The organism is Rhodococcus sp. UYP9, from assembly GCF_040547235.1.
Lineage (GTDB): Bacteria > Actinomycetota > Actinomycetes > Mycobacteriales > Mycobacteriaceae > Rhodococcoides.
In genome coordinates this window covers 129,543-141,773 of sequence record NZ_JBEPPH010000005.1, presented here as the reverse complement: position 1 = coordinate 141,773, position 12,231 = coordinate 129,543, and the positions used below count along the sequence as shown (strand labels likewise).

The window sequence follows — 12,231 nt, the reverse complement described above, 5'->3', positions numbered from 1 at the left end:
CGGACGTTCTATCAGCGCCCAGCGCAGCGGGCCGCGATGCCGTAGATCAGTTCTGTCGATTGGGGAGCCTCGGGCGGTCCGATGACCGGGTAAGCAGCTGTAGATGCGGGGCAATATTGGCGTCATCGGGGAGTATTACCAATGCATAGAGGTGTAAGGCTTGGTATGCTGGTCTGGTGGCCACTGATTCAAATCTCGGGTTGGCTGCTGTCGAGTACGAGAGTCGGCCGTGGCAGGCGTCATCCGTGCATGCATCCAGAACCCAGCGCAGGTTGCACGCGGGGGAATACCGAGCTGCCGTCCTTCCTCGGATCGGTGACCTCGAGCTTCGGCTTCCTGCTGAATTGTCGGCTGAATCCGAGGATGCGCTGCGTGAAATCGTTCGCTTCGACGAATACGCGTCGAAGCGGCTCGGCTCGTCCACCGAGCTGGCGCCGATGAGCTCGATCCTGCTGCGATCCGAGAGCGCTGCCTCATCACAGATAGAGAACCTCACCGTCGGCGCGCGTTCGTTGGCTCTCGCCGAGTTGGGCTCGCCGAGCAGTCGAAACGCGTCGATCGTCAGCGGCAACGTGCGCGCCATGGAGGCCGCACTCGCAGTGAGTGCGACGGTGTCTGCCGAGTCGATACTAGCCATGCACCGGGCACTGATGAAGCCGGCCGGTGATCCCGACGCAGGCCGGTGGCGCACTCAGCAGGTCTGGATCGGTGGCTCTGATGTCGGCCCACACCACGCTGCATTCGTTCCGCCACATCACGATCGGCTTGCGGCGTCGTTGGACGATCTTTTCGTGTTCGCATCGAGGGACGATCTTCCAGTCTTTCCGCAGGTGGCCATCGCCCATGCTCAGTTCGAGACGATTCACCCGTTCACCGATGGGAACGGACGTACCGGCAGATCACTGATACATACGATGCTTCGACGGGCAGAAGCAATCGAACGTGTCACGGCCCCATTGTCCGCCGGTCTGCTGACGGACACGGCGTCGTACTTTTCGAGCCTCGACGAGTACAGAATGGGGCACGTCGAACCGATAATTCGGCGCCTGAATGCCGCGACTTTCACAGCGGTGTCGAATGGCCGAACATTGATCGACGAATTGGCATCTGCTAGAGATCGTTTCATCGGAGCCGTTGTTGCGCGCCGCGAATCTGTCGTATGGAGCCTGATCGATGCGCTCATTGCACAACCAGTGATCGACAACCCTTTCGTGCAGAGGACGTTCGATGTCAGTGATATGTCTGCTCAGCGAGCCATCGACCGACTCGTCGACGCGGGCGTTCTCCACCAGACGTCGAAGGGGCGACGGAACCGCGTGTGGCAGGCAGACGAGATCCTCGATGCGCTCGACCGTTTCGCCGAGCGCACCCGTCGGGCCAGGTGGTAGCGACTCTGTTCGTGTTGTCAGTTGGACCTCTCGGGTGCGAGCGCTACCGGGGAGCGTCCGCGCGAGGTTATCGACGGAATAGAGGATCGTCAGTGAACTGCGCCGAAGGTACCGATCAGCCGCGGTGTGGTGACCAGGTCTGGTCCGGATGCTGCAGTTCACCAAAAACCGTGCCCCGAACAGTCCGACCATGCTGTCGAAGGGCTCGGACTTCCGGCAGAGGTAGACGCTCACGAGAAATGCTGTGCAGCGCCAACGCGATGCTGCGGACCGGTCCAGGAGTCCAATCTAGTTGGCGTACAACCACTCCAACTGCCCGTCGACCACTGACGGTGTCCACACCCCGGCGAACGGGAGGCCCGACTCGAGAGCATCAGCGAGGTCGGTGAGCAACGCGCTGATCGAGATCCACTGCGGGCCGTCGTCGTCCGCGCCGACCTTGTCGAATTCGGTCACGCATCCGTGTAGCGGACCGGGCCTGGTGTCGACGAACAGTAGGTTGCCGTCGACGCCCGCGAACGGCACGAACTCTGGGAGCCACGTGCCCACCGAGTCCCCGGCCATCGACGCGCTCAACTGGTCCTCGTCCATGTCCTCGGCGAATTCGCCCCAGACCTCGAGCTCCACTTGACGCTCGTCGATCACGCGCTCGAGATCGAACAACTCGTGCGATGGCAGCAGCGGTACCCACGCATCATGTGGAAACCCGTTGACCGACCTGAAAAGCGCCTGCAGCTCCTCGGGCCAGCTAACGCCGGTGCGTGCGATAGCGTCGTCGATGGCGGTCTGCTCAGCGGGGACCACAGGTGCGGTGTCGAGATAGGTGCTGAGCCACAGCGCAATTCGGTCCCATTGATCGGTGACGGTACCCGTTGGGGTAGAGAACTTCGTGGGACCCTCGTGTGTAACCGACGCCGTATGGATAGGCTCGTGTGATGGTTCGGTCCGTCCCATCGTGTACTCGATTGCGGCATGCACCCGGCGACAGAGTTCGTCGTCACTCAGGTCCTGGTCGCCGAAAGGGACCGAGTTACCCGGCTCGTCGTCGACGACGACATTGCCGAATTTGCCGATCAGCGTGCCGTCCTCGGTGTATGCGAGCGAACGTCCCATCGCGACGAGCTGCTCGATCGCGGTCTCACGATCATGCGCCTCGCCACCCCGGGTGACGATTCGTTTCGTCTCGCTGTTCCAGATCGACACATACCATTCCATTGCGTTCTCCTCGGTTGTGGTGGCTTCGCCACCCGCGCCTGCATGCTCGGTCCAGGCTCCGGCTACGCACAATTAGGTGCCGAAGAAACATCTGGAGCGGCGCATCTCGCGCGATTGTCGATCACCTTCTGAAAAGCCCACGGTCCCGAATTGCTTTCACGGGCCGCTCAGGCTGAGTGCCAGCGTGGTTGAGGGATAGTTCACTGTCGCCCATAGCCGTCAGAACTGTCTCCAGTGACTTCCACCTGCTGCGTTGGGCAGGGGTGAGTGAGCGGATTCGATGAGCAGCCTCACGAAGGTGGTCGGCCAATTGTGCCTCTTCTGGACTCAACAGCTCGGCATACCGATTGTCGAGTAGGTACGGGGATCTATCGCTGGAGTACATCGCTGTTCCGTCGAGCAAGATCTCCAGGTCCCGCGCCGCTACTTTCATGTTGGAGGAATCGGACGCTGCGAGGTAGTCGAAATCGCCTTCCCAGAGTGCACTTCGTACGGGATCGTTCTGCAGGGTGACCACCGTCCCCAACGGACGTTGATGATTATTGGTGGCATTCATTGCGAGAACCTCATGCGCTAGCCGTAGTACATTGTCATCGGTCATCGAGGCGCCTATGACAATGAGATGGCCTGTAGCCATGATGGACTGCACGATGGACCCGAGAGGGCGTCGCTCGGCGTCGTAGCGAACGAAGTCTCGACGACTCAGCACGATGCTTTCAGGTGCCGCGACGTCACCGTGCATCTTGAGTAGCCATGCGCGATCACCAACGGCGTTCTCGCGCGGCAATACCGAGATCGAATCTGGGCCGTTCGCTGCTTTGAATGCGTCCTCGTACAAGGAGTCGTAGTTGGTGGTGACAACTTTCTCGACTGACAACGACGCCAGAAGACAGTGCGCAAGGGTGGGTACCTTTTTCGCATCAGCTCCCGTAGCTCCCGCTGCGCGTTCTCCGAGGGTTTGCCCCTGAACAGATTTCGACAGCAATTGGGCTCTGTCGAGGACACCCAGCGTTGCAAATTGATCCGGATCCAGGTCTGGAAGTGTGTCCTTTTTGATGGTTGCGAGTAGCTCGTCCCAGGTGGGGAGGCCTGCCGATATGCTGACGCCGGCACCGAGCAGGAGAGCGGTGTCGCCACCTCGAATTTTGGAAGCCAAGTGGGCGCCCGCCTCGCGCTGGCGAGTTGGCAAGGATCGTTCTCGCCGAATTGCTTGGAAGGCAGCGTAATCCGCTGCATTCTCCACCACGAAAACGACATCGAAGTCGGATTTTGCGACAAATTCGAGTGTTGTCGCATAGAGCGCCTCGATCACTTTTCCGCGGACGCCTGCGTACCCTCCTCGTCCTACCCCAATGGTTGGGAGCGCGATCAGCGGTCTCACTCGACCGTCGCTCACGAACTTCGGCCGGTCGGCGTCGATTAGTCGTAAAAGATGTTCGAGGCCGTCGATCAGCCACGTGACGGATGGATGGCCGCCGTGGGCGACGTGCAACAGCCAGGCGGATCGGCTCTGAGTACTGTGCGGTCGAAATCGCCGAGCCCTGTGATCTTGGTCGAGCGGCGGCGGGGGCTTCTGATCGATGTCGAGGGCCGGCCACCACGTTCGACGAGGTACGAATGTTCCATCCGTCGGTACGATCACGACATCCGATGCCACTGCTTCGAGTCTGCCCCGGACGACGAAAACGTGCCCCTCGATCCCTGTTTCCGTTGACATCTCACGTTCGTTCATAGCGCGTGCCCGGAAGGCTGTCGTTCGATCACACCGCCCATGCTAGATCGTTCGGTCGGGCTGGTCCGATGGCCGGCAGTGATCGCTGCACACATCCGTAAGTCGATGGGCCATCGTGCACTTTGCTCTTGCTAACGGATTACGTGTCGGAGGCAACCGATAGATTGTCCGCGGGAGCGAAGACGTCGCCTCCGGGGGCGAATTTGGAGTTGGCAGTGGCTAGTCGAGAACACGACGCAGAACTCAAGGGGCGGGTAAAGCGCCTCATGCAGTTCCTCCGCGAGATCGTAAAGTCTCGCACCAGTCCGGTGTTGCAGGTCCAGCAGCATGCGCAGGTCGAATGGCTGTTCCGTGATGACAGGGTCACCCAGGTCGACCCGTCGGTAGTGCAAGGCGGCATCGCTGTCCGTGCCCCACGAGTCAGCATCGAAGATCCGCCGCCGGTCCCGAAGGTTCTCACGGGATGGCTTGACGCGAAGCTGGTTACCGATAGTCGATCGAAGTCTCCGCAGTTGTCGGAAACCTGTTCGTTGACCGGTCTCGGCGCCATCCAGCGCGACTCACCAGAAGCGGAGACAGTGCGCAGCGCATTCGCTGAGTGGTTGCCGACGTGGCAGACCTGGGCTGCGTCCGATCGCATCAGGCGACCGCAGGCAGAGTTCTATCAGGCGCTGCAGCGCATGATGCAGGAGCTGTCTGCCCGTCCGGAATCCGTCGAACTGGTTCTGGCATCAGGGCTGCTTTCCCTTGCGTCGTTCGACACCGAAGACGCTGTGCAGACCCACCTGATCACTCAGAGCGCGTCCGTTGACCGTGACGAAGCAACCGGTGATCTCGTTGTACGCCTGACCCCGATGAGCTCGCCACGACTCGAGGACACCCAGCTCCTCACGGGTAGATCAGATTTCGATTCCTCGGGTTCGCTCGGTTTGCAGAAGCAGTTACAACAGCAGGCCGTATCGCCGCTGAGTGATGGCGTTCTGTTATTCCTCAAAGACTGGGCACCGCGGGCCCTCACACAGACCATCGAGGTCAACGAACTACTGGAACAATCCGCTGCCAAAGCGGACAAGATGCTCACGCCGTCACCAGCATTGGTGCTTCGTAAGCGTGGCGCGTTTGCACTGGTCGAGTACTACGAGAAGATGATCGCCGACGTCGAGGCGGACGATTCCCCAGTGCCTCTGGGATTGGCTCAGCTGGTGGAAGCGATCGAGCCCGACGACCGTCTCCATTGGCTCCAGAGCGTCGGCGCTGCCGCTTCTTCGACACTCGCCGACGATCCTCTTTTCCCGCTTCCTGCCAATGCCGAGCAGTCACAGATCCTGGAACGGTTGGGTAAGGACAGCGGCGTTGTCGTCGAAGGTCCGCCTGGAACAGGCAAGACCCACACCATCGCCAACCTCGTCTCGGCGTTGTTGGCTCGCGGTCAACGAGTCCTCGTCACGAGCGAGAAATCGCAGGCACTCCGCGTACTGCGGGACAAGTTGCCGGTCGAGATGCAGGAACTCTGTGTCTCCATCACCGATCTTGCACGAGGTGGCTCGCACGAGCTGAACAAAAGTGTCGCGACGATCGCCGAGCGCAAATCCTCGTTCAACGAGCGCCTCGAAGATCAACGAATCAAAGATTTTGCTGCCCGACGGCAGGCCGCCCGGCAGAATCGCTCAGTCATCCTCGAACGCATTCGCTCGCTGCGGGAAGCCGAAACCTACCAGCATCCTCATGTTTCCGACGGATACGAAGGTAGCGCAGCGTCGATCGTCAAACAGGCGAAGGCAAACGAGGCAACGTATTCGTGGCTTCCCGGGCCACTGCACGCGAAGCAACCTTCCCTGTCCGGCACAGAGATCGGTGAGCTACGCAAGCTCATCAGTACAGCGTCACCGACTCAGAGTGCTCGGCCCGCCAAACTACTTACTCCCATCGAATTCTTGCTGCCGGATCGGCCGGCACTGGAAGAGCTTTTCAGCCGAGCTACCACGCAGGTTTCGACCGATACCGCCGAATCCGCGCAGCTCATCGAGATTCTCGGGGGCGTCGACCTGCCCACTGCGCAACAGGTTCGGTCGCTGTGCGAGAGCTTGCATGGTCTCGTCGACGACGTGCAGCAACTCTCGCCCCAATTCCAGCAACTGGCCGACCGCGTCCTGTCCGGCGAGGCCGACTACCTCTGGGCGCGTGTTGATTCTCTGCCCGCGATTCTCGACATCGCGGTGCGAGCAGACTCCGCCGTGGGTCCGCGAGATGCCTACAGCTCGGACACGACATCTCAGGGCCTGACTGTCCTCAACGCGTTGGCCGTCGCTCTGGAGACAGGTGCGAAATGGAAGTCGGGTCGATTCTTCAAGAGCGTTCAGCAGCGAGCCTACGAACAGTCAGGCATTGTCGCCACCGTGGATGGTGCTCCCGCGGCCGACGCCAGTGCACTCCGTGCAGTGGCGGAGCACGTGAGGGCTTTGGACGCTATCCGTTCAGCAGGGATGCTCCTCGCCGACCTGCGCATTTCGGTAGTCGTCGACGGATCTCGAGGCCTGCAGATCAACAGCTTGCAAAGCACGTTCCGATCCTTGGACGTTATTCGAAACGTTGTAGCAACTCGTGATCAGCTGGTCTCACAGCTCAGGTCTATTTCGCATTCGCACCCGAGAGTTCGTTCCCTGGCCGAAGCGTTGTCGATTGCAGGCGCGGCCGGTGCTATAGCCACGAGGTCGGATGTGGAAAGCGCACGCGCGGAGTTGGATCAGCTGGTCCGATCCGTGTCGATCGAGATGGACAAAGCCCCCTCACCCGAGGGAAAGGTATTGATCCACACGCTCGACTCGGCTGACTTCAGCGCGTTGGAAGACTCAGTCGATCAGTATGTCTCGGCGTGCAGTGAAACACTGAACCAACTGCGGTTGACCGAATTGGAGTCTCGTTTAACTGAAGCAGCGCCCGCCCTTGCGAAGCTCGTTCGAACTACAGCCGGCAACGAGGAATGGGACCGAATCGGTTGGGAACTCGACAAAGCCTGGGCATGGCGACGTGCCCAGGAATGGATCGTCGAGCAGCACCGAACCGGTAGGGAGCAGGAGCTCGATGCGGAACTCGACGCCGTCGACGCCGATATTGCGCAACTGACATCCCAGCTCGCCGCAGCGAGCGCGTGGCGCGACTCGCTCAAGCGAATGACCGCGACAGAAGTTCAAGCACTGCAGACATACCGCGACCATGTCGCCAACATCGGTATGGGCACTGGCAAGTATGCGGAGAAGTACAGCAGCGCAGCTCGTTCGGCGATGCTCGAAGCGCAAAGCGCGGTCCCGGCCTGGGTGATGCCGCTTCAGCAAGTTCTCTCGTCCATTCCAGCAAAGCCCAATACGTTCGACGTCGTCATCGTCGACGAGGCCAGCCAAGCAGACATCACGAGTCTGTTCCTACTCTGGTTGGCGCCACGCGTCATCGTGGTGGGCGACGACAAGCAGTGCACACCGAGCGAAGTGTCGAGCGGCGCGCTCGACACGATTTTCGATCGGCTCGACCTCTATCTGGGTGACCTACCTGAGCATGTGCGCACAACGCTTACTCCGCGGTCGAGTCTGTTCTCGATGCTGCGGACTCGATTCGGCCAGGTGGTCCGGCTACGTGAGCACTTCCGGTGCATGCCGGAAATCATCAACTGGTCGAGCAACCAGTTCTACCGTGATTCGCCGCTGATCCCGGTTCGACAGTTCGGTGCAGACCGGCTCCCACCGCTGGCTCACACCTATGTCGAAGGCGCCGTTCATCTCGGCAAGGGCGCAACGCTCAGAAACGAACTCGAAGCAGCCGCCATTGTCGACCAACTGATCGAGTGCTTCGACAACCCGGCCTACGACGGCAAGACCTTCGGAGTCGTGGTGCTTCAGGGCCGCTCACAGGTCGACGTCATCGAGAACCTCCTGATGCGCCGGGTGTCCGCCGAAGTGTACGAAGAGCGGAAGCTGAGAGTCGGTACACCACCCGACTTTCAGGGCGACGAACGTCATGTGGTGATGCTGTCACTGGTCGTCGCCCCAGAGCAGAAGTTCATCTCCTTGACTCAGAGCGAGTACCAACGCCGCTTCAACGTGGCTGCCTCACGCGCGCAAGATCAGCTTTGGCTGTTCCACTCCGTGACGGCGGATCGACTGAAAGCAGGTGACCTCAGGAAGTCATTGCTGACCTATATCAGCTCGACCTCGCCGGTTCCGGCAGAAGCCATGCCGGAGAACGTCAGTCGTGACGTTCGCCAGTCACCGTTCGACAGTCTCTTCGAGCAGCGAGTGTTCAACGATATCGTCGCTCGCGGCTATCACGTCAACCCCCAGGTCGAGGTCAACAGCCGCCGAATCGATCTGGTTGTCACCGGTGGCGCGTCGAGGCTGGCCGTCGAGTGCGACGGCGACGCGTTTCATTCGACTCCCGAACAGCGGAACGCCGATCTGGAGCGAGAACAAGAGATCAAACGCGTCGGCTGGACATTCTGGCGGTTACGCGAATCCGAGTACTACCTGGACCAGGAGGCTGCGCTTTCGTCCCTATGGGAAACGCTCGACACACTCGGTATCTCCCCGTACTCGGTGAACGCCTCCGCAGGACAGGAGGCGCCGACGACATGGGCCCCGATAACACTGACCGCTGACGAATCGGTCGTGGAAGACATTGCTGAAGAGGAGGCCCTTGCTGGTGCCCCCGTGATGTCTGGTGTGGCGGCAACTCGGACGCGCAGGATAGAGCCCATCGCTCAGGCTTCCGAGGTCTCCTCGGCGCAGGTGGTGCGTGAATCGCAAACTCCGATAAGTGAACCAACCGAATCATCACGTCATCTCGACGATGCGGTATTAGCGCAGCCGAAGCGAGGAATCGTCTCTCGCAACGATGTCCGCGAGCGCTTACTCCAGCGATCTGCTGCATCGGAAGTGTCAGCCGACGAGATCGCAACTGACCTGGGAGTCGACGAGGAGATCGTGCGCGCCGTCGGTAGGGGACTGGTGGTCGAAGGCGCCCTGGAAGAGATCGCCGGGCACTACCGCACTGCGCAGCAGGTAGAGACGAAATGATGACCGCACTCGAAATCCCCCAGTCTCTGGAGAGCTGACTCGGCGGGCCTCGGCGGTTGCACCTCGGCGCAGCCCGCGACATGTTCGACGACGCGACCGACTGAATCGGTGTTCAACTGCGCGACGCAGCCGAACAGCTGGGACGATCGGTCTGAGGACTCGCTTACGGTGCGCCGAAGCCGTAGGTGTAACTCCCCGTCGTCCAGTTCATCGTGGAGTGGTACTTGTAACCACTCATGGTCCCATCTCCGTTGTCTTCGTTCGAAACAAAGCACTCGAATACAGTCGTTGTCGCAGTGAGATCGTCGGCCGATCCTCCGCTCACTGGTGAACACGATACCGAAATGATCGGCCCATCAACGATGCCTTTCGAGATGTGGTCCTCGGCCATCTTTTTGATGCTGCTTTCGATGCCGCTTACCGAAATGAGCCTCGAGACCCTTTCGGAGTCGTCCGCCTTCTTCTGTGCTGCGGCAGCGGCTGCGACACGGTCGGACTCTTGTTGTGCGGCTTGATCGGCGGCGTCCTGCGCAACTTGTCGTTCCGCCTCTACGTTCGAGTCGTGAACTACCGTGGCGGTAATTCCTCCGACAGCCAACACGAGCAAAGCTGCGGCAGCGATGATGACAAGTTTCTTGGATGGGCGCCACCTCGGGGTCTTCACGCTGGTGGGCGCCGAGGGTCCTGATGGCTCCGGCAGATCCAGCCACGTCGAGCCGTTCCAATACCGCTGGCGGCCATCCGGGGTCGGATACCATCCAGGCTGCGCGGACAGTGATTCATCGGGCATTCGTACGATCCGTTCGTGACAGGCTTTCCGAGGGCCGGTAGCGGGAGTACTACGGCGAAAGTGCTTTTCAATTATCCAATGAGAAACTGGACATATTCACCAGTTCGTTCATTCGAGTGAATGAACTTCTGTCTCGGGCAGTTCACGTCAGAGTCCGGGACTGGATTGTGTTCTGGTGGTGTGCTCACCGTAGATGCTGCATAGTGACCGGAGATCGGACCGCTATCGTCGGAAGCAGGAAAGATGCGCAATGCCACTACGGCCACGGACGACCGCTGGGTCGTGGTCGATGTTGAGACTTCCGGCCTGAAGGCAAGCCGCGACCGTGTTCTCAGTATTGCCGCATTGACGATCGACGAGAACGGCAATGTCGGCCGCGAACTGTCTACCTTGGTGAACCCGGGTTGCGATCCTGGTCCGGTGCATATTCACAAGCTCACTCCGGATCGGCTGGCAGGTGCGCCGAAGTTCGAGGATGTTGCTCCGCAGCTCATGGAGATGCTGGACGGTCGAACGATGGTCGCGCACAACGCGAGCTTCGACCATGGGTTCTTGAAATTGGAAGCTATGCGCGCAGGTGTGGACATGCCCACCAAACAGCGGCTGTGCACCGTCGCGTTGTCACGTCGCTTACAACTCGACCTACCGAACCACAAACTCGCGACGCTCGCTGCACATTGGAAGGTCATGCAGTCCAACGCGCACGATGCATACGACGATGCTGTCGTTTTGGCGCAGATCTTCACCCATAGTTCGCGTCTGGCCCGATCGTTGGATCTGCCACTGCCGGTGACGATGTGCACCGAGCGCTTGACGCTGTATCCGGACTCCGTCCCACGGACCGACTGCGGTTGGGAGAATCCGGGCCGGTTCGACCCGTCACAGGGGTTGATCCAGGGGATGCGCGTCGTAATCAGTGGAAGCACGAATATTCCACGGCTACAACTGGCCGCCCGTCTCGATCGGGCAGGGCTCGACGTCATGAATTCGGTGAGCCGCTACACCAGTCTGGTGGTCTGCTCCGATCCGACATCCGAGAGTGGCAAGGTTCGGCGCGCCCGCGCCAACGGGCTGGAGGTCGTGGGCGAGTCGCAGATCCTCGACCTCCTCGACGCAGTGCGTTCGGGGACTGCCAAGGGCGCGAGGGCATCGGTCGTCGTTACTTCGCCACTGTCACCTCCGGCTAGCCTCGGGGCCGACAAGCCGTGGCAAGACCGACGCGTACTGGTGATGGGTGGGTCGCACGTCGAGTCTGTCTTGATGCGTTCGCGATTGATTCAGCTCGGCGCGACGCCGGCAGTGAACCTGAGTGCGGGTGTGACCGACGTTCTGGTGCTGACCGATGGTGATGGCGACCCTCGGATGCCGCGAGTCGCCGAACGTGGATTAACAGTGCTCACCCCGGTGCTGGTCGACAGTGCGTTGAATCTGGACCACCCGGTTGCAGTTGGCCCCGTACGACCGAAGATTGCCCCTCTCGTTCCGCGGGGAGGTGTTCTCGACCTCGACCCGGGCATGACTTCGTTGTCCGTCAACGTGTCTTGGCGAGCAAGTGACACCGACAGCGCGCCCGTCGATGTGGTCGCCTTCCTGCTCAACAGCGACGAATTGGTTTCGAGCGAGGAAGATTTCGTCTTCTTCAATGCACCGGCGACGTCGGACGGTGGAGTTACGCTGACTATTGATGGGGACAGTGAACAGGGGATCGGCATCGATCTGACGTCGGTGCCAGCCGACTGCGAACGGATCGTGGTCGCGGCAGCAATCGAAGGCGACGCCACGTTCGGTGATATCGGTGCTGTGTCGATCGCTCTCGACGGGCATGGGGCTCCCGTAGCCACAGCGGTTCTCGACGCGGCGACGACCGAGCAGTCATTGCTCCTTGCCGAAATCTACCGCCGAGGAGCGGGCTGGCGGTTCCGCGCAATCGGTCAAGGGTACGACGACGGTCTGGCGGAACTTGCCGTGCGATACGGCGTCGAGGTGGACAGCTAGCCATCGATTTTCGGGAGGGATTGGTTGCAAGTTCGCTGATCTGGCCTT

At 60.5% G+C, this 12,231-nt stretch carries 6 protein-coding genes; 3 read left to right on the top strand and 3 right to left on the bottom strand.

Features of this window, described 5'->3' with window-relative positions:
* The first annotated feature begins 176 nt into the window (after nt 1–176).
* On the top strand, nt 177–1,388 hold the full coding sequence (locus ABIB36_RS15990) for a Fic family protein (protein ID WP_354560973.1): 1,212 nt from the start codon (nt 177–179) through the stop codon (nt 1,386–1,388).
* A gap of 288 nt (nt 1,389–1,676) precedes the next feature.
* Here the strand turns inward: ABIB36_RS15990 and ABIB36_RS15985 are convergent, their stop codons facing one another.
* Together ABIB36_RS15985 and ABIB36_RS15980 are read right to left on the bottom strand one after the other, a co-directional pair.
* The gene (locus ABIB36_RS15985) at nt 1,677–2,603 is read right to left on the bottom strand and encodes an SMI1/KNR4 family protein (protein WP_354560975.1); all 927 of its coding nucleotides are present in this window, start codon (nt 2,601–2,603) and stop codon (nt 1,677–1,679) included.
* 121 nt (nt 2,604–2,724) lie between these two features.
* Nucleotides 2,725–4,320, bottom strand: a complete 1,596-nt coding sequence (locus ABIB36_RS15980) for an SIR2 family protein (RefSeq protein ID WP_354560977.1) — start codon at nt 4,318–4,320, stop codon at nt 2,725–2,727.
* A 230-nt stretch (nt 4,321–4,550) separates the two neighbouring features.
* Between ABIB36_RS15980 and ABIB36_RS15975 the strand changes: the two genes are divergently transcribed.
* Nucleotides 4,551–9,398, top strand: a complete 4,848-nt coding sequence (locus ABIB36_RS15975) for a PDDEXK-like endonuclease domain-containing protein (RefSeq protein ID WP_354560979.1) — start codon at nt 4,551–4,553, stop codon at nt 9,396–9,398.
* A 163-nt stretch (nt 9,399–9,561) separates the two neighbouring features.
* Here the strand turns inward: ABIB36_RS15975 and ABIB36_RS15970 are convergent, their stop codons facing one another.
* Entirely contained in the window at nt 9,562–10,188 is a 627-nt protein-coding gene (locus ABIB36_RS15970) for a DUF2510 domain-containing protein (RefSeq protein WP_269306150.1), read from the bottom strand.
* A 243-nt stretch (nt 10,189–10,431) separates the two neighbouring features.
* Between ABIB36_RS15970 and ABIB36_RS15965 the strand changes: the two genes are divergently transcribed.
* Complete coding sequence (locus ABIB36_RS15965) at nt 10,432–12,183, top strand: TerD family protein (RefSeq protein WP_269306152.1); 1,752 nt, start codon at nt 10,432–10,434, stop codon at nt 12,181–12,183.
* Nucleotides 12,184–12,231 lie beyond the last annotated feature (48 nt).

What these genes read in the sequence shown, in the direction of transcription:
- ABIB36_RS15985 (WP_354560975.1), bottom strand. Translation starts at nt 2,603, where the DNA reads ATGGAATGGTATGTGTCGATCTGGAACAGCGAGACGAAACGAATCGTC.
- ABIB36_RS15980 (WP_354560977.1), bottom strand. Translation starts at nt 4,320, where the DNA reads ATGTCAACGGAAACAGGGATCGAGGGGCACGTTTTCGTCGTCCGGGGC.
- ABIB36_RS15970 (WP_269306150.1), bottom strand. Translation starts at nt 10,188, where the DNA reads ATGCCCGATGAATCACTGTCCGCGCAGCCTGGATGGTATCCGACCCCG.
- ABIB36_RS15965 (WP_269306152.1), top strand. Translation starts at nt 10,432, where the DNA reads ATGCGCAATGCCACTACGGCCACGGACGACCGCTGGGTCGTGGTCGAT.